At 72.3% G+C, this 21,525-nt stretch carries 21 protein-coding genes and 1 pseudogene; 16 read left to right on the top strand and 6 right to left on the bottom strand.

What is annotated here, in order from left to right; genetic code table 11:
• Positions 1 to 80 precede the first annotated feature (80 nt).
• Positions 81 to 1,451 (bottom strand): glycosyl hydrolase family 18 protein, encoded by a 1,371-nt coding sequence (locus LADH09A_RS19230; RefSeq protein WP_238646848.1) that lies wholly within the window; start codon positions 1,449 to 1,451, stop codon positions 81 to 83.
• A 203-nt stretch (positions 1,452 to 1,654) separates the two neighbouring features.
• Between LADH09A_RS19230 and LADH09A_RS19225 the strand changes: the two genes are divergently transcribed.
• The 3 genes from LADH09A_RS19225 to LADH09A_RS19215 all read left to right on the top strand — a co-directional run bounded on the left by LADH09A_RS19225 (position 1,655) and on the right by LADH09A_RS19215 (position 4,524).
• Complete coding sequence (locus LADH09A_RS19225; RefSeq protein WP_238646847.1) at positions 1,655 to 2,770, top strand: M24 family metallopeptidase; 1,116 nt, start codon at positions 1,655 to 1,657, stop codon at positions 2,768 to 2,770.
• Positions 2,767 to 3,909: an acyl-CoA dehydrogenase family protein gene (locus tag LADH09A_RS19220; RefSeq protein ID WP_238646846.1), complete on the top strand. Its 1,143-nt coding sequence runs from the start codon at positions 2,767 to 2,769 to the stop codon at positions 3,907 to 3,909. Before LADH09A_RS19225 ends, LADH09A_RS19220 begins: the two co-directional genes overlap by 4 nt.
• Positions 3,910 to 4,017: 108 nt before the next feature.
• Positions 4,018 to 4,524, top strand: coding sequence for an Lrp/AsnC family transcriptional regulator (locus tag LADH09A_RS19215; RefSeq protein ID WP_238646845.1), 507 nt, complete (start codon positions 4,018 to 4,020; stop codon positions 4,522 to 4,524).
• Here LADH09A_RS19215 and LADH09A_RS19210 read toward each other — a convergent pair.
• Complete coding sequence (locus LADH09A_RS19210; protein WP_238646844.1) at positions 4,454 to 5,065, bottom strand: histidine phosphatase family protein; 612 nt, start codon at positions 5,063 to 5,065, stop codon at positions 4,454 to 4,456. The two genes, LADH09A_RS19215 and LADH09A_RS19210, sit on opposite strands and share 71 nt — an antisense overlap.
• A 157-nt stretch (positions 5,066 to 5,222) precedes the next feature.
• Here LADH09A_RS19210 and LADH09A_RS19205 point away from each other — a divergent pair, with 157 nt between their 5' ends.
• From LADH09A_RS19205 to LADH09A_RS19195, 3 genes are all read left to right on the top strand, one after another.
• Entirely contained in the window at positions 5,223 to 5,417 is a 195-nt protein-coding gene (locus LADH09A_RS19205) for a CsbD family protein (RefSeq protein ID WP_238646843.1), read from the top strand.
• Positions 5,418 to 5,492: 75 nt separating this feature from the next.
• Positions 5,493 to 5,834 (top strand): YnfA family protein, encoded by a 342-nt coding sequence (locus LADH09A_RS19200; protein WP_088948151.1) that lies wholly within the window; start codon positions 5,493 to 5,495, stop codon positions 5,832 to 5,834.
• 295 nt (positions 5,835 to 6,129) lie between these two features.
• On the top strand, positions 6,130 to 6,939 hold the full coding sequence (locus LADH09A_RS19195) for a polysaccharide deacetylase family protein (RefSeq protein ID WP_238646842.1): 810 nt from the start codon (positions 6,130 to 6,132) through the stop codon (positions 6,937 to 6,939).
• A 28-nt stretch (positions 6,940 to 6,967) separates the two neighbouring features.
• Here LADH09A_RS19195 and LADH09A_RS19190 read toward each other — a convergent pair whose 3' ends face one another.
• Positions 6,968 to 7,912: an NADP-dependent oxidoreductase gene (locus tag LADH09A_RS19190; RefSeq protein WP_238646841.1), complete on the bottom strand. Its 945-nt coding sequence runs from the start codon at positions 7,910 to 7,912 to the stop codon at positions 6,968 to 6,970.
• A 98-nt stretch (positions 7,913 to 8,010) separates the two neighbouring features.
• On the opposite strand from LADH09A_RS19190, the gene LADH09A_RS19185 reads away from it, so the two are divergent.
• The gene (locus tag LADH09A_RS19185) at positions 8,011 to 8,574 is read left to right on the top strand and encodes a TetR/AcrR family transcriptional regulator (protein WP_238646840.1); all 564 of its coding nucleotides are present in this window, start codon (positions 8,011 to 8,013) and stop codon (positions 8,572 to 8,574) included.
• Between the two features lie 7 nt (positions 8,575 to 8,581).
• Here LADH09A_RS19185 and LADH09A_RS19180 read toward each other — a convergent pair whose 3' ends face one another.
• On the bottom strand, positions 8,582 to 9,988 hold the full coding sequence (locus LADH09A_RS19180; RefSeq protein ID WP_238646839.1) for a KamA family radical SAM protein: 1,407 nt from the start codon (positions 9,986 to 9,988) through the stop codon (positions 8,582 to 8,584).
• A gap of 141 nt (positions 9,989 to 10,129) precedes the next feature.
• On the opposite strand from LADH09A_RS19180, the gene kdd reads away from it, so the two are divergent.
• The 9 genes from kdd (at position 10,130) to LADH09A_RS19135 (ending at position 20,552) form a co-directional block, all read left to right on the top strand.
• Positions 10,130 to 11,191 carry an L-erythro-3,5-diaminohexanoate dehydrogenase gene (gene kdd, locus LADH09A_RS19175; protein ID WP_504854035.1) on the top strand — a complete coding sequence of 354 codons (1,062 nt, stop codon included), beginning with the start codon at positions 10,130 to 10,132 and terminating at the stop codon, positions 11,189 to 11,191.
• A gap of 4 nt (positions 11,192 to 11,195) precedes the next feature.
• On the top strand, positions 11,196 to 12,761 hold the full coding sequence (locus tag LADH09A_RS19170) for an amidohydrolase (RefSeq protein WP_238646838.1): 1,566 nt from the start codon (positions 11,196 to 11,198) through the stop codon (positions 12,759 to 12,761).
• 103 nt (positions 12,762 to 12,864) lie between these two features.
• Entirely contained in the window at positions 12,865 to 14,427 is a 1,563-nt protein-coding gene (gene kamD / locus LADH09A_RS19165; RefSeq protein ID WP_238646837.1) for a lysine 5,6-aminomutase subunit alpha, read from the top strand.
• Complete coding sequence (kamE, locus tag LADH09A_RS19160; protein WP_238646836.1) at positions 14,424 to 15,188, top strand: lysine 5,6-aminomutase subunit beta; 765 nt, start codon at positions 14,424 to 14,426, stop codon at positions 15,186 to 15,188. Before kamD ends, kamE begins: the two co-directional genes overlap by 4 nt.
• A complete protein-coding gene (kal, locus tag LADH09A_RS19155; RefSeq protein WP_238646835.1) occupies positions 15,185 to 15,577 on the top strand; it encodes a 3-aminobutyryl-CoA ammonia lyase in 393 nt (130 codons plus the stop codon). Before kamE ends, kal begins: the two co-directional genes overlap by 4 nt.
• The gene (locus tag LADH09A_RS19150; RefSeq protein ID WP_238646834.1) at positions 15,574 to 16,911 is read left to right on the top strand and encodes a glutamate mutase L; all 1,338 of its coding nucleotides are present in this window, start codon (positions 15,574 to 15,576) and stop codon (positions 16,909 to 16,911) included. Before kal ends, LADH09A_RS19150 begins: the two co-directional genes overlap by 4 nt.
• Before the next feature lie 479 nt (positions 16,912 to 17,390).
• Positions 17,391 to 19,109: an apolipoprotein N-acyltransferase gene (gene lnt, locus LADH09A_RS19145; protein WP_372492308.1), complete on the top strand. Its 1,719-nt coding sequence runs from the start codon at positions 17,391 to 17,393 to the stop codon at positions 19,107 to 19,109.
• Positions 19,110 to 19,143: 34 nt separating this feature from the next.
• Positions 19,144 to 19,953 carry a polyprenol monophosphomannose synthase gene (locus LADH09A_RS19140; protein ID WP_238646833.1) on the top strand — a complete coding sequence of 270 codons (810 nt, stop codon included), beginning with the start codon at positions 19,144 to 19,146 and terminating at the stop codon, positions 19,951 to 19,953.
• A 68-nt stretch (positions 19,954 to 20,021) separates the two neighbouring features.
• Positions 20,022 to 20,552, top strand: coding sequence for an FxsA family protein (locus tag LADH09A_RS19135; protein ID WP_238646832.1), 531 nt, complete (start codon positions 20,022 to 20,024; stop codon positions 20,550 to 20,552).
• A gap of 94 nt (positions 20,553 to 20,646) precedes the next feature.
• Here LADH09A_RS19135 and LADH09A_RS19130 read toward each other — a convergent pair whose 3' ends face one another.
• Together LADH09A_RS19130 and LADH09A_RS19125 are read right to left on the bottom strand one after the other, a co-directional pair.
• Complete coding sequence (locus tag LADH09A_RS19130) at positions 20,647 to 20,988, bottom strand: RNA polymerase-binding protein RbpA (protein ID WP_030489777.1); 342 nt, start codon at positions 20,986 to 20,988, stop codon at positions 20,647 to 20,649.
• Between the two features lie 227 nt (positions 20,989 to 21,215).
• Positions 21,216 to 21,525, bottom strand: a pseudogene (locus tag LADH09A_RS19125) (hypothetical protein); the annotation flags it as partial.

The following is a 21,525-nucleotide window of genomic DNA, read 5'->3' as shown; positions in this document are numbered from 1 at the left end:
ACAGCGAACCGAGCGCGGGGCAGGGTAAGGGCCTCTTGTTGACATTATTTACGTCAACAAGAGGCCCTTACCCCTTACCGTCAGGCCGGGAGCGTCCAGCGCTGGTTGGCGCCGGCGAAGCAGTCCCAGATCTGCAGCCGGGTGCCGTCGGCGGAGCTGTTGTCGCTGGCGTCCAGGCACTTGTTCGACTGCGGGTTGCGCAGCGTGCCGTTGGACTGCGACTGCCAGACCTGCGCGCCGCTGCCGTTGCAGTCCCAGAGCTGGACCTTCGCGCCGTTGGCGGTGGAGGCGCTGGTGATGTCGGCGCACTTGCCGAGGGCCCGCAGCGTGCTGTCGCTGGCCACGGTCCAGGTCTGCGCGTTGGTGCCGTTGCAGCCGTACAGCTGGACGGCGGCGCCGTTGGCGCTACTGGCCGCGGCCACGTCGACGCACTTGCCACCGATGCCGGTGATCTGCCCGGTACGACCGGTCGGCGGCGGCGTGGTGCCGCCCATGATCGTGTCGTACATGGCGCTGACCAGCGAGGTCGAGCCGGTGGTGTCCTGCGACAGCTCCCAGTTCATCACGCCGCCGGCGTTGGCCAGCGCCCACTGCGTCTTGCGCTTGACCGTCGGGATGCCGTTGTAGCACTGCTGCGCGCCGCCGGCCGTGGTGCAGTCCCGGTTGGCGTTGGCCGGGTCCAGCGCGACCAGAGCGGAGTAGGTGAAGTAGCCGGGGCGGCTGTAGAACGGAATGCCGAGCACGGCCTTGCTGGCCGGCAGGCCCCGGGCCTTCCACAGGTTGATGCTGTTGATCGACCAGTCGTAGTTGGCGTGCGGGCTGCCGCCGTCGTACGCCATGATGTTGAGCCAGTCGACCTGGTTGAAGACGGCCGTCTGCACGCCCTGCACGCTGCCGCCCTCGGAGACCACGGCGGCGGTGAGCAGCTTGCCGCGGCTGCGCAGGGCGCTGCCGAGCTGCGTCATGAGTGCCGTGTAGTTGTTGGCCGAGGTGCCCGGGTCGGGGTATTCCCAGTCCATGTCGACGCCGTCGAGGTTGTACTGGTTGACGAAGTTGATCAGGTTGTTGACGAAGTTGGTGCGGCTGCCGGAGTTGGCGGCGAGGGCCTCGAAGGCCGAGTCGTTGCCGTCGTTCCAGCCGCCGACCGCGATCGACACCTTGACGTTGTTGCCGTGCGCGAGCGAGACCAGCGAGGAGAGCTTGCTCGGGTTCTCCACCGCGCGCAGGCTGCCGTCGTTGTTGGGCAGCACGAACGCGTAGTTGATGTGGGTCAGCTTGTTGTACTGGATGGTGTTGACGTTGCCGGCCCAGGAGGGCATGTAGCCGACGCTCTTGAAGTTGTTCGGCAGCACCACGGCCTGCGCGGCGGTGGGGGTGATGGCGAGGGTGGCGCCGGCGGTGGCCAGCGCGAGGAGGCCGGCGGTGAGGGCGCGGCGCAGAGGTGAGGACATCGGGGGCCTTCCCGTGGGCGGGGGACGACGCCCGCCCGCGCAGGGTTGTCGCGGGCGGGAGGTGCGGGGGACGCAGGGACGGGTGGGCCTCGAGGCAGCCAAATCTTAAAGAGTGTTAACTGTCCGCGTCAATCAACGTCGATGGATTTTCCGACGATCGGTGTCGATATGGGGTTTGCCCAAACGACCGTTAAGCTGACGGGGTGGGAATCGACGAGCTGTATCCGCCGGATCGGCTGATCGCCGCGCAGCGCGCCACGGCCGCCGCCGGCCTGGACGCCCTGCTGCTCACCCCCGGCTCCGACCTGCGGTACCTGACCGGGTACGACGCCCACGCGGGGGAGCGGCTGACCTGCCTGGTGCTGCCCGCCGAGGGCGAACCGACCCTGATCGTGCCGAGGCTGGAACGCCCGGCGGCGGAGGCGTCCCCCGCGCCGGCCACCGGCGTCCGCATCGTCGACCACGTCGACGGCGTCGACCCGTACCCCCTGGTGGTCGCCGCCCTCGACGGCCCGCCGGCGGCGGTGGGGCTGGCCGACCGGATGTGGGCCGAGCAGGTCCTCGCACTGCGCGCGGCGCTTCCCGACGCCACGCAGCGGCTCGCCGAGGAGGTGCTGCGTGAGCTGCGGATCCGCAAGTCCCCGGCGGAGGTGGCGGCGCTGGCCGAGGCCGGCGCGGCCATCGACGAGGTGCACCTGCGGATGGGTGAGTGGCTGCGCCCGGGTCGCACCGAGGCCGAGGTCGCCGCGGACATCGCCGCGGCGATCCGCGCCGCCGGGCACGTCAGCGTCGACTTCGTCATCGTGGCGGCCGGCCCCAACGGGGCCAGCCCGCACCACGGCACCTCGGACCGGCCGATCGGCGTCGGTGAGCCGGTGGTGGTCGACATCGGCGGCACCATGGCATCGGGCTACCGCTCGGACTGCACCCGCACCTACCTGGTGGGCGGGCCGGCGCCGGCAGACTTCCTGGACTACTACGCGGTGCTGCGCGACGCCCAGCGCGCCGCGGTCGCGGCGGTGCGGCCCGGGGTCACCGGCGCGGCGGCCGACGCCGCAGCCCGGGAGCCGATCGCCGCCGCGGGATACGGCCCCGCGTTCCTGCACCGCACCGGGCACGGCATCGGCCTGGACGGTCACGAGGAGCCCTACCTGGTGACTGGCAACGACCGGCCCCTGGAGGCCGGCATGGCGTTCTCCATCGAACCGGGCATCTACCTGGCGGGCCGACACGGCGCCCGTATCGAGGACATCGTCGTCTGCACCACGGACGGCGTGCAACGGCTCAACACCACCCCCACGGAGCTCATCGCGCTATGACTGTCGACCGGATCCTTCCCACCGACGAGGCCCACGACCTGCTGGGTCTCGCCACCGAGCTCGCCGACCGCGAGCTCGCGCCGAAGGCCGCCGCCTTCGAGGAGCGCGCCGAGTTCCCCCGCGAGGTGCTGCGTACCCTCGGCCGGGCCGGCCTGCTCGGCCTGCCCTACCCCGAGGAGTACGGCGGCGCGGCCCAGCCGTACGAGGTGTACCTGCAGGTGCTGGAGATCCTGGCCAGCCGCTGGCTCGCGGTCGCCGAGGCGGTCAGCGTGCACACCCTGTCCTGCTACCCGGTGGCGGCGTTCGGCAGCGACGAGCAGCGCAAGCTCCTGCCGGACATGCTCGGTGGCGAGTTGCTGGGCGCGTACTGCCTCTCCGAGCCGCAGGGCGGCTCCGACGCGGCGTCGCTGAGCACCCGGGCGGTTCGGGACGGGGACGCGTACCTGGTCTCCGGCACCAAGGCGTGGATCACCCACGCGTGGTCGGCGGACTTCTACAACGTCTTCTGCCGCACGGGAGGGCCCGGCCCGAAGGGGATCTCCTGTCTGCTGGCCGACGCGGGCACTCCCGGCATCGCACCGCAGGCGGCCGAGCGGACGATGGGGCTGCGCGCCTCCCCGGTGGCGCAGATCGCCTTCGACGAGGCACGGGTGCCGGCGGACCGGTTGGTCGGCGGCGAGGGCGTGGGCTTCACCATCGCCATGTCCGCGTTGGACTCCGGCCGGTTGGGCATCGCGGCGTGTGCGGTCGGGCTGGCCCAGGCGGCCCTGGACTACGCGGTCTCCTACGCCCGGGAGCGGCAGCAGTTCGGTCGGTCCATCATCGACTTCCAGGGGCTCGGCTTCCTCCTGGCCGACGCGGCGACCCAGATCTCCGCCGCCCGCGCGCTGACCCTCGCGGCGGCCCGGTTGCGCGACGCGGGTCGCCCGTACTCGATCGAGGCGGCCAAGGCGAAGCTCTTCGCCACCGACATGGCGATGCGGGTGACCACCGACGCGGTGCAGGTGCTCGGCGGCGCGGGCTACGTGGCCGACCACCCGGTGGAGCGGTACATGCGCGAGGCCAAGGTGTTGCAGATCGTGGAGGGCACCAACCAGATCCAGCGCCTGGTGATCTCGCGGGCCCTCGCCCAGAGCTGAGGACGGCACGTGGTGGTGGGCTGCGGTGGTTCGCCGTGGCCCACCGCCCGCGTGGCCGCGTCGGGCACTGCGTCGCAGTCGGGCGGTTTTCCCGGTAGGTTGCACGCCGTGGAGGAGATCGACCGCGCTATCGTCGCCGCGCTGACCGCCGACGGCCGTCTGTCGTACACCGACCTGGCCGAGAAGGTGGGGCTGTCGGTGTCCGCGGTGCACCAGCGGGTGCGCCGCCTGGAGCAGCGCGGGGTGATCAAGGGGTACGCCGCCCGGGTCTCGTTCGAGGCGCTGGACCTGCCGCTGACCGCGTTCGTGGCGATCCGCCCGTTCGACCCGTCGCAGCCGGACGACGCGCCGGAGCGGCTGTCCCACCTGCCCGAGATCGACTCCTGCTACTCGGTGGCGGGGGAGGACTTCTACATGCTCCTGGTGCGGGTGGCCAGCCCGGCCGACCTGGAGCGGGTGTTGCAGGAGATCCGCACCTCGGCGAACGTCACGACCCGGACGACGGTGGTGCTGTCCACCCCGTACGAGAACCGGCCGCCGAAGATCAGTGTCGCGGCGCCGAGTCGGTCGCGGTCCCGGGCGCCGGAGGAGCCGGCTGGTTCCACCGCAGGATGACCTGACGGCCGTGCTCGTGGCCGAGCGCGCTGACCGTGGCGGTCTCCAGGCGGAGCCGTCCGCCGGCGGACGGGGGCAGGCCGATCCAGCGGGCGCCGAGCACCCGCAGGCTGTGCGCGTGACCGACCAGCGCGACGCTGCCACGGTCGAGCAGCGGGGTGACGCGGGCCAGCACCCGGTCGACACGTTCACCCACCTGCGCGGGTGACTCGCCGCCGGGGCAGCCGTCGGTCCAGATGTTCCAGTGCGGCTGGTCGCCGTGGATGTCGACGGTGGTGCGGCCCTCGTACTCGCCGTAGTTCCACTCGCTGAGGTCCTCGTCGACGGCGTCGACGGTGAGGCCGGCCAGCTGCGCGGTGCGCAGGGCCCGGGAGCGGGGGCTGGCCAGCACGGTCACGAACCGCCGGCCGGCCAGGAACGCGGCGAGGGTGCGCGCCTGTCGCTCGCCGTCGGGGGTCAGCTCCAGGTCGGTGTACGAGGTGTGCCGCAGGCTGGCGCTCCAGGTGGTTTCGCCGTGCCGGATCAGCAGGAGCTCTCCCATGCGGCCAGTTAACCATCGTGGCGGGGGCACGGCATGCGACCCACCCTCAACCTATCTTCCTAGGATGCCTTACGCGGTGTGCCGACCGGCACCGCCGGTTTCGGCACCGGGAGAGCGGGCAAGCGTGCGAGGACAATCGCCAGACCGAGGAGGCGCGATGAGCTTCGCCGAGAAGGCAAAGAACAAGGCCGAACAGATGGCCGGCGCCGCGCGGGAGCGCGTGGGCGACATGACCGACAACGAGCGGATGCGTGGCGAGGGCGCCAGCCAGCAGAGCGACGCGCGCGCCAAGCAGGCCGGTCAGAACGTCAAGGACGCCGGTCGCAACGTGAAGGACTCCTTCACCAAGTGACCTGAGCGGTTCACGGGTCCCCGGGCGCACCGTCGCCCGGGGACCCGCTGCGTGTGTGACGGCTAGTCTCGTCGGGTGACAGTGCTCCGCTCGCTGGTGTTGTTCGCGCTGGCCGCGCTGGCCGAGATTGGTGGCGCCTGGCTGATCTGGCAGGGCTGGCGGGAGCATCGCGGGCTGTGGTGGATCGCCGCCGGGGTGGTCGCGCTGGGCTGTTACGGGTTCGTGGCGACGTTCCAGCCGGATGCGAACTTCGGCCGGATCCTGGCCGCGTACGGCGGGGTGTTCGTGGCCGGTTCGTTGGCCTGGGCGATGGTGGTGGACGGCTTCCGCCCGGACCGGTGGGACCTGACGGGCGCGGCGTTCTGCCTGCTCGGCGTCGCGGTCATCATGTACGCCCCGCGCGGAGGTTCCGCCTGACCCGCGCAGTGGCTGTGGGCGGTCGGTGACCTCACGGGCGGGCGGTGTTTCCCCGGTCAGCGATATACCTCGGAGTCATATTTATGCCTCTGAGGTATGTCGCTGACCGGAACGGCACCGCTGGGGCGAGCCTGGGACACGCGCCCACGAGCCCCTTAGGACAGCACGCACGGGACAGTGAAACGCATTCGCGTCTGCGATGATCTGCGGCGTGATCCGAGCTGGGCTTCGCCCGTTTCTTGGCGTACTGGTTGTGGCGGCCATCCTCGGCAGTGCCGGGTGTGAAGCGTCCCGGGTGCCGCCCTCGGACCAGCCGGTCTTCGTCGGCTCGTCCGCCTCGTCGAGCCGATCCACGCCTTCCGTCGCGCCGTCCGTCGGTGTCCCGTCGCCGCCGGCGGTTGCCTCGGTGCCGGGCGCGACGACGACCGGGACCAGGGCGCCGGTGGTGGACCACGGGCCGCGGACCGGTAACAAGGTCGCGTTGACCTTCGACGCGGACATGACCGACGGGATGCTGGCCAGTCTGCGTGCCGGTCGGGTCAAGTCGTACGCCAACCTGCGCATCCTCGACCTGCTGGAGCGCGACGAGGTCCCGGCCACGTTCTTCCTGACCGGCAAGTGGGTGCAGCGGTACCCGGACGTCACCCGGCGGATCGCCGACAATCCGCGCTTCGAGTTGGCCAACCACACCTATGGGCACGCGGCGTTCACCAGCGACTGCTACGACCTGCCCTCGCAACCGGTGACCGAGTTGCGCGGCGACGTGGCGAAGACGTTCGAGGTGATCAAGCCGTACGGGGGTCGGCAGACCCGGTACTTCCGCTTTCCGGGGCTCTGCCACGACGCGGCGACGCTGGACGCCCTGGCGCCGCTGGGCGTGACGGTCGTCGACGGGGACGTGGTCAGCGGTGATCCCTTCGCGACCGCGTGGAAGCCGCTGGTGCGGGCCGTGCTGGACCACGTCCGCCCGGGGTCGGTGGTGATCATGCATGTGACCGAGGCGAACGCCGCGATGACCGATGAGGCGTTGCCGCACATCCTGGCCGGGTTACGCGAGCGGGGGCTGGTGCCGGCGCCGTTGTCCGAGGTGTTGGCCGCCGACTGACCGGCGCGCGTGGTCGGGCCGAGGTTGGTCAGATTCCTTGCGCGTCGTCGACGGTCATGACGATCTTGCCGCGGCGGGATCCGCGCTCGGCCGTCTCGTGTGCGTCGGTCGCCTTCTGAATGGGGAAGGCTGCCTCGATCGGTACCGTGAACCGGCCTTCGGTGAACAGTGTGGCGGCGGCGTTCAGGCCGTGCCGGCCGTCGGGCTCACCGGCCAGTTGGCCCATGGACAGGCGGACGCCGTGCGTGGGGGCGGTGAAGTCGGCCAGGCTCACCACCGCCGTCGGGCTGCCGGTGAGGTGGAGCAGTTCGGTGAGGGTGCCGGCGCCGGCGACGTCGAGTGCGCGGTCCACCCGGGGTAGGTCCAGGGCGTTGAGCCGGTCTGTGAGGCCGGGCCCGTAGGTGACGGGTGTGGCCCCGAGCTGGCGGAGGAAGTCGTGGTTGTCGGCGCGGGCGGTGCCGATGACCCGGATGCCGCGGGCTGCGGCGAGTTGGATGGCGATGCTTCCGACGCCGCCGGCGGCGCCGTCGACGAGGAGGGTCGTGCCGGGTTGCGGGTCCAGTAGGTCGAGGGCGCGGGTGGCCGTCTCGATGCTGGAGCCCGCCGCACCGGCTTGGGCCCATGGCATGGTCGGGGGCTTGCGTGCCCAGAGCTGCAGTACCGCGAACTGTGCGGTTGCTCCGCCGAGTTGTGTCAGGTCGACGATGCCGAAGACGTGGTCGCCGATGGTGACGCCGTCGACGTCGTCGCCGATCTCGTCGACGATTCCGGCGGCGTCGACGCCGGGGATGTGCGGGAGTGGCAGCTTCGCGCTCATCGGTGTGCGGCCGGCGCGGAGTCCGACGTCGACCGGGGAGACGCCGGCGGCCTGGACACGGATCCGGATCTGGCCGGCTGCTGGTCGTGGGGCGTCGGTGGTGGTGAGGTGAAGTACGTCGGGACCGCCGAACCGGTCGAACTGCACTGCGAACATCAGCGGCTCCTCTGCCTCGGTGACGTGGTCGTAGCCGTACCGTAGGCCGGAACCGGAGCAGCTGTTCCGTTATGGGGGTCAAGTGAGAAGGGGGTGGGTTGACGTTGCCTCAGAAGCAGCGCGCCGATGCCCGGTCCAATCGTGAGCGGGTGCTGGCGGCGGCGCGGGAGACGTTCGCCGTCGGGGGGCTCGAGGCGCCCATGCGGGAGGTGGCCCGGCGGGCGGGGATCGGGGTGGCGACCCTGTACCGGCATTTCCCGACCCGCGCGGAGTTGGTCACGACGGTCCTCGCGGAGCGGGTCGAGGCCTGTGGTGTGCAGATGCGTCGTGCTCTCGATGATCCCGACCCGTGGCGGGCGCTGTCCGGCACGGTCCTTGAGTTCGCCGATCGGCAGGTCCGCGACCAGGCGCTCAACGAGGCCCTGTTGGGTTCCGGGGAGGTGGGTGCCGCCTTTGGTGCCGAACGGCGGGAGCACGCTCAGGCGTTGAACGTGCTGGTCGCCCGCGCACGGGCCGCGGGTGTGCTGCGTGCTGGTGTGGGCGTGGACGATGTTCGGGCCGGTCTGCTGGCCATCGCGTCGCTGCGGCGGTTGCCGGCGAGGACGAGCGCGCAGGTGATCGGCAGGCTCGCCGATCTCGTCCTCGCCGGGATCCGCGTGTGATGGGTTGTCAGTCGTCGCGGTGGTCGTTCCACCACTGCTGGCCGCCGGCGGGCAGGGTGTCGATCGGGTCGTAGTAGGCGTAGCGCTTGTTGAGCGCCTCCAGGTCGGCGGACTCGATGGAGGTGCGGTAGTTCTTGGTCCAGTAGGAGATGCCGCGTTCGCGGTCGTAGTCGGTGAGCATGTGCACCCAGCGCTTGCCGACGAAGGGCACGTCGCAGACGATCCGCGGGGTGGCGTAGCCGGGCAGGTAGCCCATGATGTCGTGCTGGAGCTGCTGGGCGTGCCAGACGGGGACCCGCCAGTGTTCGGCGTTGGGGATCATGTCGCACATGTAGAAGTAGTACGGCAGGATCCCGGCTTCGCCCTGGAGCGCGAAGCAGAGGTCGAGCAGCTCGGGGGTGGTGGCGTTGACGCCGCGCATGAGCACGCCCTGGTTGCGGACGTCGCGGACGCCGACGTCGAGGGCGGTCTGGGCGGCCTTGGCGACCAGTGGGGTGAGCGACTGGGCGTGGTTGACGTGGGTGTGGATGGCGAGGTTGACGCCTCGGCGGGCGGCGGTGCGGGCGACGCGTTCGAGGCCCTGGACGACGTCGGGCTGCAGCCAGTGCTGGGGGAGGCCCATGAGGGCCTTGGTGGCGAGCCGAATGTCGCGGACGGTTTCCAGTTCCAGCAGGCGCATGAGGTACGACTCGAGGTTGCGCCAGGGGACGTTGGCGACGTCGCCGCCGGAGACGACGACGTCGCGGACGCCGGGGTGGGCCTTGAGGTACGCGATGTGGGCGTCGTAGCGGTCGACGGGCTTGAGGGTGAGTTTGAGTTTGTCGACGGCGGGGGTGGAGTTGCCGACGAGGTCCATCCGGGTGCAGTGCCCGCAGTACTGGGGGCAGGTGGAGAGCAGCTCGGCGAGGACCTTGGTGGGGTAGCGGTGGGTGAGGCCTTCGGCGACCCACATGTCGTGCTCGTGGAGGCTGTCGCGGCTGGCGTAGGGGTGTGACGGCCAGTCGGTGCGGCGGTCGGAGGCGACGGGGATCATGTAGCGGCGGATGGGGTCGGCCAGCAGCGCCTCGGTGGTGAGGGGCGCGAACGGCACCATCGTGTTGATCATTTGTGGTGGCACCAGCATCGACATGGTGGCCAGGGCCGACTGGTCGGCTTCGAGGTCGGCGTAGAAGGTGTCGTCGATGAGGTCGCCGAAGACGGCGCGCAGCTGCTTGGTGTTCTTGACGCAGTTGACGCGCTGCCACTGGGCGGATTCCCACTGGTCGCGGGTGACGTGGCGCCAGCCGGGGAACCGGGTCCAGTCGGGTTCGACCAGGGGGCGGCGGTGGTATTCGTAGGGCTGCCCGGCGGTCGGTACGGCGACCGGGGCGTGACGGGGTTGAGGGATGCTCTCAACCGGTTGGGTCTGGGTCACGGCCCCTCCTCGGTGTTGCGGCTGATCATCAAGGCCCGAAGGCTACTGGAAAATATTCGGTACAGAAACTAGTCTGCCGTAAGTTTTCCCGTTACGCGAGCCTTGACCGGGGCTTCGAGCGGCTGGACAGGGGAGGTCGGCGTGACGTCACCGGTGGGACTGCACCGCGTCGTGCAACCGGCGGGGGTGCTGCCGCAGGCGGCCTGGCGCCTGGACGCGTCGGCGGCGATCGCGCCGAATGAGGTGCGGATCCGGGTGCAGCGGCTCAACCTGGACGCGGCGAGCTTCCGGCAGTTGTCGGAGAAGCACGGCGGCGACGGCGACGCGGTCCGCGCCGAGGTGCTGGAGATCATCAGGACCCGGGGCAAGATGCAGAACCCGGTGACCGGGTCCGGCGGCATGCTGATCGGCACGGTCGAGGAGGCGGGGCGGCGTTCCCCGCTGGGGCTGCGGGCGGGCGAGCGGGTCGCGACCCTGGTGTCGTTGACGTTGACCCCGCTGGTGGTGACCGACGGGTTGGCCCGGTGGGACGGGCGCAGCGAGCAGGTGCCCTGTGACGGGTGGGCGATCCTGTTCGCCCGGTCCATCGCCGCGGTGCTGCCCGACGACGAGGACCCGCAGTTGTCCCTGGCGGTGCTGGACGTGTGCGGGGCGCCCGCGCTGACCGCGCGGGTGGTGTCGCGCTACGTGGAGGACCGTCGTCGCGTCGGCGACCCGACGCCGGTGCGGGTCGCGGTGATCGGTGGGGCGGGCAAGAGCGGGTCGCTGTCCCTCGCGGCGGCGAGGCGGGTGGGCGCCGCGCGTACCGTCGGGGTGGTGCCGGTAGCGGCGGAGCGCGACGCGCTGACGGCCGCAGGCCTGGCCTCGGTGGTGGCGTTGGCCGACGCGCGGGACCCGGTGGGGTTGTCCACGGCGGTGACCACCGCCCTGGGGGCGCCGGCGGACGTCACGGTGGTGTGCGTCGACGTGCCCGGCTGTGAGCACGGCGCGGTGCTGGCCACCGCGGACGGCGGCACGGTGATCTTCTTCTCGATGGCGACGAGCTTCTCCGCGGCGGCGTTGGGCGCCGAGGGGCTGGCGGCGGACGTGACGATGCTGGTGGGCAACGGGTACGTGCCGGGGCACGCCGAGCTGGCGTTGGGGTTGCTGCGGTCCGAGCCGGGGGTGCGTCAGCTGTTCACGGCGCGGGTCGCGGCAGACTGAGGTCATGACGAACCCCTCGACGTTGTACCGCGGCGGCGTGCTGCACTGCCCCGCCGACCCGAGCGCCACCGCGCTGCTGGTGTCCGGTGGGCGGATCGCCTGGTTGGGGACCGACGGTGACGCGCCGCCGGCCGACCGGGTGGTGGACCTGGATGGGGCGTTGGTGACGCCGGCGTTCGTCGACGCGCACGTGCACGCCACGGACACGGGGTTGGCGTTGGCCGGGCTGGAGTTGTCCGGGGTGCGCTCGGCGGCGCAGCTGCTCGACGCGGTGGCCGGGTTCGCGGCGGGCCTGCCGGCGGACGCGGTGCTGTTGGGCCACGGTTGGGACGAGTCGGGTTGGTCGGATCCGACGTTGCCGGACGCGGCGGCGTTGGACCGGGCGGCCGGGGGCCGGCGGGTGTACGTGTCGCAGGCGTCGCTGCACTCGGCGTTGGTGTCGTCGGCGTTGCTGGCGGCGTGCCCGCAGGTGACCAGCGCGCCCGGGTACGACGCGTCGGGGTGGTTGCGGCGCGACGCGCACCACGTGGTGCGGGCGGCGGCGCAGGCGTCGGTGAGTCGGGCGCAGCGGGTCGCCGCGCAGCGGGTCGCTCTCGGGCACGCGGCGTCGCTGGGGATCGCGGCGGTGCACGAGTGCGGCGGGCCGGACATCTCCGACGAGGAGGACTTCACCGGGTTGCTGGGCATCTCCGGTGCGGGGTTGCCGGAGGTGTACGGGTACTGGGGTGAGCTGGGTGGCGCCGCACGGGCCCGGGAGCTGGGTGCGGTGGGCGCCGGAGGTGACCTGTTCGCCGACGGGGCGTTGGGTTCACGTACGGCGCACGTGTCGCAGCCCTACGGCGACGGTGACGACTGCGGGCACGGGTACCTGACGGCCGAGCAGGTGCGTGATCACCTGCTGGACTGCGCGGCGCACGGTATGCAGGGTGGCTTCCACGCGATCGGTGACGCGGCGATCGGCACCGTCCTGGACGGTTTCGCGGCGGCGGCGGCGACGTTGGGCGTGGAGCGGCTGCGGGCGGCCCGGCACCGCATCGAGCACGCCGAGATCATGAACAAGCGGTTGATCGCGCGGTTCGTGGAGTACGGGGTGGTGGCGAGCATGCAGCCGGCGTTCGACCGGCTGTGGGGTGGCGCGGGCCGGATGTACGAGGCGCGGCTGGGTCTGGACCGGTCGTTGGAGTCCAACCCGATGGGTGCGATGCACTCGGTGGGTGTGGCGTTGGCGTTCGGGTCGGACTCGCCGGTGACGCCGCTGGACCCGTGGGGGTCGGTGCGGGCGGCGGCGGCGCACCACAACCCGGCGCAGCGGATGAGTGTGCGTTCGGCGTTCGCCGCGCACACCCGTGGTGGGTGGCGGGCGGTGCACCTGGACGTCGAGGGGGTCCTCGCGTTGGGTGCGCCGGCGACGTTCGCGGTGTGGTCGACGCCGGCGGGGGTGGAGCGGGGCCTGCCGGTGCTGCTCGCCGAGGACCCGGAGCAGCGGGGTCCGGGCGACCCGACGCCGTTGCCGGTGTGCCGGCGGCTGGTGCTGCGCGGTGAGGTCATCTACGAGGAAGGGTCGTCGTGAGCGAGCAGAGCGAGCGAACCGGTAGGCACAGCAGCGGGGCGCTCGCGCCGACGCGAAGCGGTGACGTGAGTGAGCGGTTGACGGATGTGGCGGGGGCGACGGCGTGACCGGCAAGCTTGATCTTGACCCGGTGTTGGTGGCGCGGGCGCGGGAGTTGGCGCGCCGCGCCGGGCAGCCGGTGGTGGACCTGGCGCGCAGCCACACCACCGTGTCGGTGGAGCGGGCGGTGCTGCGGCTGGCCGGGGTGGCCGGCGCCGACCCGGACGGCATTCCGTGGGTGAACCGGCTCGTCGACGCTGTCGCCGCGGACGTCGGGTTGGGTCACGGGGTCGCGGTGCCGGTGTTCGACGCCCTGGCCCGTGAGGGCATCACCGACGTGACGTTGCTGGCGCAGAAGGCCGCGGCCGGGTCGGTGCGGTTCACGCTGCCCACCGGTCGGGCCGCGACGGCCGCCCGGACGGCGGCGCGCAGGGCCGTCGGCGCGGGTGTCCGGCGTATCGACCGGCGGCGCGCCGAGCGGGACCGGCTCATCAAGCGCCACGGTGACCCGAAGCAGCGGCCGTGGATCTACCTGATCGTGGCCACCGGGGACATCTACGAGGACATCCCGCAGGCGCAGGCCGCCGCCCGGGCGGGCGCGGACGTGATCGCGGTGATCCGCTCCACCGGGCAGTCGCTGCTGGACTACGTGCCCGAGGGCGCGACCCGGGAGGGGTTCGCCGGCACGTACGCCACGCAGGAGAACTTCCGGCTGATGCGCGCGGCCCTGGACGAGTCGTCGAAGGAGGTGGGCCGCTACGTGCGGTTGACCAACTACGCGTCCGGGTTGTGTATGCCGGAGATGGCGACCCTGGCGGGCCTGGAACGGCTCGACATGATGCTCAACGACTCGATGTACGGGATCCTGTTCCGCGACATCAACCCGGTGCGCACGTTCGTCGACCAGCGGTTCTCCCGGCAGGTGCACGCCCGCGCCGGGATCATCATCAACACCGGTGAGGACAACTACCTGACCACCGCCGACGCGGTGGACGAGGCGCACACGGTGACGGTGTCGCAGCTGCTCAACGAGTTCTTCGCGCACGAGGCGGGACTGGCGGACTGGCAGTTGGGGCTGGGGCACGCGTTCGAGATCAACCCGGAGGTGCCGGAGTCGTTCCGGTTGGAGCTGGCGCACGCCCTGCTGGCCCGGGAGTTGTTCCCCGACGCGCCGCTGAAGTGGATGCCGCCGACGAAGCACATGACCGGGGACGTGTTCCGGGGCAACCTGCTCGACGGGTTCTTCAACCTGGCGGGCGCGCTGACCGGTCAGGGCATCCTGCTGGTGGGGATGATGACCGAGGCGGTGGTCACGCCGTGGTTGTCCGACCGGGACATCGCGTTGCAGAACGTGCGATACGTGCTGGGCGCCGCCGGTGGGCTGCACGAGGACTTCGTGCCGGCGCCGGACGGGTTCATCCGCCGACGCGCCAACCAGGTTCTCGGTGAGGCACTGGACCTGCTGGGGCGCATCGGCGAGCAGACGTTGCTCACCGCGATCGCCGAGGGCACGTTCGGGATCATGAAGCGGCCCGCGGACCGGGGCAAGGGCCTCGCCGGGGTCGCCGCGCACGAGGCGGACTACTGCAACCCGGCCACCGACATCCTGGAAGGGGACGCGGCATGAGCGCCACCGACGCCGCGAAGAAGATCGTGCGGCCGTACGGGGACACCACCGGCGACGGGATGGTGCAGGTGTCGTTCACCCTGCCGGTGAGCCACGACAAGCGCGCCGAGGGCGCGGCGGTGCAGCTGGCCAACAAGATGGGCATCGACCCGGCGATGGTCGTGCACGCCAAGCCGATGGGTGACGGGTTCACCTTCTTCGTGGTCTACGGGCGGGTCAACCACCTGGTCGACCTCAACGCGGTGCAGGTGGTGGAACGCGACTTCGCGCTGCTGTCGGCGAAGGACGTCAACACGGTGATCAAACAGCGGCTGCGGCGTAAGTTGTCCGTGGTCGGGGCGTGCATCGGCACCGACGCGCACACCGTGGGCATCGACGCGATCCTCAACGTCAAGGGAATCGCGGGGGAGAAGGGCCTGGAGTACTACCGGGAGTTGAAGGTCACCAACATGGGCGCGCAGGTCAGCGTGCCGGAGTTGGTGGAGACCGCCCGGGCGGAGAAGGCCGACGCGGTGCTCGTGTCGCAGGTGGTCACGCAACGCGACGCGCACCTGCACAACACCCGGGAGATGTCCGCCGCGTTCCGGGAGGCGATGCCCGCCGGTAGGCGGCCGCTGCTGATCGTCGGCGGGCCCCGCTTCGACGAGACGATGACCGACGAGTTGGGCGTGGACCGCATCTTCGGTCGCGGCACCACCCCCGGCGAGGTGGCCAGCTACCTCGTGCACGCCCTGATCACGCAACGGAAGGCGATGGCATGACCGACGCAAGGCTCGGGTTGACCGTGACGCACCGGCGCTACGTGCCGTACTCGCACGCCCACTACGCCGGCAACCTCGTCGACGGGGCGTACGCCCTCGCGTTGTTCGGCGACGTCGCCACGGAGGTGTGCATCCGCACCGACGGCGACGAGGGCCTGTTCGCCGGGTACGCCGACGTGCGGTTCCTCGCGCCCGTGCGCGCCGGCGACGTGGTCGAGGTGACCGCCCGGGTGTCGCGGGTGGGCACCCGCAGCCGCACCCTGGACCTGGAGTGCGCGGTGGTGTGCCGGGGCCGCCCGGAGCGCTCCGAGTCCGCCGCCGACGTCCTGGACCCGCCGATCGTGGCGGTCACCGCGACCGGCACCGTGGTCGTTCCCGCCGGCTCGTGACCCTGGCGGTCTGCGCGGACGTCGGCTCCACGTACACCAAGGTCGCGGTGGTGGACCTTGCCGCCGGTGTGCTCGTCGGCGCGGCGGCGGCGCCGACCACGGTGGGCACGGACGTGCTGCACGGCCTGGACGCGGCGGTCGCGGCGGCCACCGCCGGGCTCGGGGTGCGCGACGCCCCGTGGTACGTGTGCTCGTCGGCCGGCGGTGGGCTGCGGCTGGCCGTGGTCGGCTACGAGCCGCTGGTCACCGCGCAGGCGGGTCGGCGGGTCGGGTTGTCCGCCGGGGCGCACGTGGTGCACGTGGCCGCCGGTCGGCTCGGCGCGGCGGACCTCACGGCGATGCGTTCGGCCCGACCGGACGTGGTGCTGCTGGTCGGCGGCACCGACGGCGGTGACGCCGACACGATCACCCACAACGCGACGCGGCTGGCCCGCGCCCGGTGGCGGGTGCCGGTGGTGTACGCGGGCAACGCCGACGTCCGCGCGCAGCTGACCGGGTTGCTGGAGGCCGCCGGGGTGCCGGTGACGGGCGCGGAGAACGTCCTGCCGCGCATTGGGGTGCTCGCCCCGGCGTCGGCGCGGGCGGCGATCCGCGCGGTGTTCCTGCGTCACGTCATCGGGGGTAAACGACTGTCCAGGGGCACCCGGTTCGCGCGGTTGGTGCGCGCGGCCACCCCGGACGCGGTGCTCACCGGTGTGGAGGTGCTGGCCGATACCATCGGCGGTGACCTGGCGGTGGTCGACGTGGGTGGGGCCACCACCGACGTGTACTCGGTGCTCACCCCCGACGAGCGGGCCACCGGCCCCGCGCGGGAGGTCGCCGGCAGCCTCTGGCGGGCCCGCACCGTGGAGGGCGACCTGGGTATGCGGTGGAGCGCCCCGGGGGTGCTGCGCGCCGCCGTCGAGGAGCGGCTGCTCATCCCCGACGAGGCCGACGACCTGACCGCCGCGGCGGCCCGACGGGCGGACGATCCGGCGTTCCTCGCCGTCGACGACGTCGAGCGGGCCGTGGACCGGCGGATCGCCACCCTCGCGGCGACGGTGGCGTTGCGGCGGCACGCCCGCGGTGCCGCCACCGGCGAGCGGGCCGGGCGGGACCTGCGTGACGTGCGGTTGATGGTGGGTTCCGGTGGGGTGCTGCGGCACGCGCCGGCGCAGGCGTCCGCGCAGGTGTTGGCGGCTGTCCTGGCCGACCATGCGGGCGGGTGGGCGCTGCCCCGGGCTGCCGCCGCCGTGGTCGACGCCGACTACGTGCTGGCCGCCGGGGGGTTGCTGGCCGAGGACCATCGGGTCGCGGCGGGGGCGCTGCTGCGTCACCATCTGCGGACGCATTGAGACTCGCCGACCCGACACGCCGTGGCGCAACACACGACAGGCCGGGGGTGGGTTGACAACCGACGGGGGTCGGCACGTACCGTCTTTGAGTCCTACCACGGGAAGCGGCTGTTGTTCGCTTCGTCCCTTCGTCCGCTGGCCGAGCGACATTTTTGAGCGTCATCGTCGCGGCGGCCAGGTCCAGCGGGCGGGGGTCGGCGGGGCGGCGCGAACCGGCCGCGGTTACCGGTGTACGGGCAGGGTGAGGTGCACGGCCAGTAGACAACGGCCCGGCGGGGGCAGCCAGTCCGCGTCCGGTCGGTCCGAAGGTCGTCGTACCCCATCCTCGCCACACCGGCCGGGAAGGGCCTGGGAGCATCGGGGCGCGGCGTGAGCCGCGCCCCGATTTCATGTCCGTCGGGCGGTTCGTGCCCGGCGGCCCGATGCGGTCGCTCCGGCCGCCGGCCAGGTAGCCTTCGCCCCGTGATCGAGGTGAAGCGGTGACGATTCTGGACCGGGACGACACGCACAGCCCGGCGGCGCCGAGTCAGCCGGTCGTGACCGGTCGGGCGCTGCCGCTGCGCGTCGCCGTGCCCCTGGCCGTGGCCGCCGGGTTGGCCCTGCTGGTGGCGTTCCCCCCGTACGGGGTGTGGCCGCTGGCCCCGGTCGGGGTGGCGTTGCTGGCCGCCGCCGCGCACCGGCGGCGGTTGCGTGCCGGCGCCGGCCTGGGCCTCCTCACCGGGGTGGCGCTGTTCGCCCCCCTGTTGGCCTGGACGAACCTGCACACCGGCTACCTGCCGTGGGTGCTGCTGTCTCTGCTGCAGGCCGCCTACCTGGCGCTGCTGGGCGCGGCCACCGCCTGGGTGTCGCCGCTGGCCGACCGCGTCCGTTGGGCGTGGCCGGTGCTGACCGGCCTGCTGTGGGTGGGGCAGGAGGCGCTGCGTGACCGCACCCCGTTCGGGGGGTTCCCGTGGGGGCGGTTGGCGTTCAGCCAGGACACGTCACCGCTGCTGCGCCTGGCCGCGTTGGGCGGCGCGCCGCTGGTGACCTTCGCGGTGGCGCTCGTCGGCGGGTTGCTGGTCACCGCCGTCTGGCGCGGCTGGGCCGCCGCCCGCACCGCACCCGCCGACACTCCACAGGACGCCGCCGCCCCACAGAACGCCGACAGGCCACAGGACGCTGACAGCCCACAGGACGCTGGCGGCCCGCAGGGGGTCACGCGGGCACGGCGGTGGACGCCCGTGGCCGTACCGGCCGCCGTGGCGGTCGCGCTGACCGCCGGAGGCCTGCTCGTGCCGGTCGCCACCGCCGGGTCGGGCGCCACGGTCACCGTGGCCATCGTGCAGGGCAACGTGCCGCGCCTGGGCCTGGACTTCAACGCCCAACGGCAGGCGGTGCTCAACAACCACGTCGACGCCACCATCGAGCTGGCCGCGCGAGTCTCCGCCGGGCAGCAACGCCAACCCGACCTGGTGGTGTGGCCGGAGAACTCCAGCGACATCGACCCGCTGCGCAACCCCACCGCCGGCGCGCGGATCTCCCAGGCCGCCGACGCCATCGGCGCGCCGATCCTCGTCGGAGCGGTGCTGCTCGGCCCCGGCGTCGGGCAGGTCCGCAACGCGGGCATCCTGTGGCGCCCCGGCACCGGCGCGGACCTCGACCAGCTGTACACCAAGCGCCACCCCGTGCCGTTCGCGGAGTACGTGCCGCTGCGCGACGTGGCCCGCATGGTCAGCAAGCAGGTCGACCTCATCCGCGCCGACTTCGTGCCCGGAAGCACCCCGGGCGTGGTACGCGCCGGCCCGGCCGTCCTCGGTGACGTGATCTGCTTCGAGGTCGCCTACGACGAGGTGGTCCGCGACACCGTCACCGGCGGCGCGCAACTGCTGGTGGTGCAGACCAACAACGCCACCTTCGACGTGGCGGAGGCCCGCCAGCAGATGGCCATGGTGCGGCTGCGGGCGGTGGAGCACGGCCGACCGGCGTTGATGGCCTCCACGGTCGGCGTGTCCGGGTTCGTCGCACCCGACGGGCGGGTAAGCGATGCCACCGGGTTCAACACCCGGGAGGTCGTGGTGCGGCAGGTGCGGCTCGACGACGGTCGTACCCTCGCCACCCGCCTCGGCTGGTGGCCGGAGGTGGCGCTCGCCGCGCTGGCCGCGGCGGCCCTCGTCGGCGCGGCGGTGCTGCGCCGCCGGCAGCGGGTCATGTCCGGATAGCAACAGCCGGTACGCCGGCGGGAGCGGAGGAACCGTGATCCAGGCGACCGATACGATCCGACGCCCGGACGAGGTGCCCGGTGTGGGCCGGGTGCTGGTGGTGATCCCCACCTACAACGAGGCCGACAACATCGCCGCGATCGTGGGCCGGGTCCGGCGCGCCGCCCCGGCGGTGCAGATCCTCATCGCCGACGACAACAGCCCCGACGGCACCGGCGCGATCGCCGACGCCCTCGCCGACGGCGACGCGCACGTGCAGGTGCTGCACCGCCACGGCAAGCAGGGCCTCGGCGCGGCGTACCTGGCCGGGTTCGGGTGGGCGCGGGAGCGCGGCTACCAGGCGGTCGTGGAGATGGACGCCGACGGCTCGCACGCCCCGGAGGACCTGCCGGCGCTGCTGGACGCCGCCCGCGACGCCGACGTGGTGATCGGGTCGCGGTGGACCAGCGGCGCGCGGGTGCTCAACTGGCCGCTGCGGCGGCTGCTGCTGTCGCGCTGCGGCAACATGTACGCGCGCCTCGCGTTGGGTATGCCCGTCTCGGACGCCACCGGCGGCTACCGGGTGTACCGGGTCAGCGCGTTGGACGCCATCGACCTGGAGTCGGTGACCTCCCAGGGTTACTCGTTCCAGGTGGAGCTGTCCCGGTTGGCGCACCAGGCCGGGGTGCGGATCGTGGAGGTGCCGATCACCTTCGCCGAGCGGGAACGCGGCGACAGCAAGATGAGCCCGAAGATCGTCGCCGAGGCGCTGTGGCGGATCACCGCGTGGGGCGTGCAGGACCGACGCCAGGCGGTACGCCGAGGTCTGCACGGCACCGCCACCGGTCAGGCGCGGTGGCCGTGAGCGCTGTCGTGTCATGCTGGATGAGCGGGACACGTCCGTGGTGCCCGCGGGAATGGCGATGAGGTGAGATGCGCCGAGGACTGAGGTTCGTGCCGTTGGCCCTGTTGCTGGCGGTGGTGCTGGAGCTGGCGGTGTTCGTCGGTGTGGGGCGGGCGCTGGGGTTCGGGGTGGCGGTGCTGCTGGTGTTCGCCGCGTCCCTGCTGGGGCTGGTGCTGCTGCGCCGCGAGGGGATGCGCGCCTGGCGTGGTTTCCGCTCCGCCGCGGCGGCCGGACAGCCACCGGGTGGGCAGGTGACCGACGGGCTCGTCGGGTTGGCCGGGGCGTTGCTGCTGGCGGTGCCCGGCCTGGTCAGTGGCCTGATCGGGTTGCTGCTGCTGGTGCCGCCGGTGCGTCGACTGGCCCGCGCCGGGGTGCGCCGTGCCACCGAGCGGCGGGTGTCGTCGATGGTCGCCGGTGACCTGTTCGGGCCGCGTACGGTGCGGGTGCGCCAGGGTGCGCCACAACCGACCCCGCAGGCGACGCCGCAACCGGAGCAACCGGTGGTGGTCGACGGCGGGCGGGCCATCGAGGGCGAGATCGTCGAGCCCGGTCGCCACTGAGACCAGGCGCCCCGGTCGCCAGTCAGACCAGGTACAGAGCAACGACGGCGCCCCCGGGAGAACCCGGGGGCGCCGTCGTCGTTCGTCGTGCGGCTCAGGCGCGGCCGCGGCGGGTCCGAACCTCCTGCAGACGCTCCTCCAGGATGTCCTCCAGCTCGGCGATCGAGCGCCGCTCCAGAAGCATGTCCCAGTGGGTACGCGGGGGCTTGGCCTTCTTCTGCTCCGGCTCGTTGCCGTCGACGAGTCGGGCGACGCTGCCGTCGAACTTGCATTCCCAGGTCATCGGGACCTCGGCGTCGACGGCGAACGGCACCTCGAACTGGTGGCCCTTGGCGCACAGGTACTCGCGGGTCTGACGCGGCGCGAGCTCCGTGTTGCGGTCGGATTCGTAGCTCACCGCGCCAAGGCGGCTTCCGCGCAGCATACGCTCGCCCATGATCGACTTCCCCTCGTTCGTGGTGCTGGTCTTCTGGGTGTAACGGTGTGTGCCCGTCGAGCCATTCCCGCCCGAAGGCGTGAGGCGTCCACGGGTGGGCCGGGACCAAGGGTAGCCGGCCGGGACGATCACCCGGTGAGGTGATCACCAGGCGGGTCGCAACGGGCTGTGCGTCCGCTGCCACCGGGGATGTTAACCGCCGAAGCGTAGCGAAGGTTGCGCGCCGATCATCGGGTGGCGTCGTCGGGAGTGGCCGCGCCGAGGCGTGCCAGCGCCAACGCCAGGTCGCTGACCTGGTCGCCGAGCTGCGCCACCCGCCGCTGGGCCAGGTCCCGGTCGGCTTCGGCGGCGTCGAGTCGTACCGTCAGGGCGGTGAGGCGACCCTCGGCGGTCGCCGTGGCCTGCCGGGCCGCGGTCAGCTCGGCGGTCAGCGTGTCCCGCTGCGCGGCGGTGGCGGCCAGCTCCGCGCGCAGCCGCGCCGCGAGTTCCGCGGCCTCCTGCCGGGCGTCGTCGGCCTGCGCGGCCGCGACCTGCGCG

The organism is Micromonospora cabrerizensis, assembly GCF_022230955.1.
GTDB lineage: Bacteria > Actinomycetota > Actinomycetes > Mycobacteriales > Micromonosporaceae > Micromonospora > Micromonospora cabrerizensis.
The sequence above is the reverse complement of the archived record's forward strand: the minus strand, read 5'-3'. Positions and strand labels throughout refer to the sequence as shown.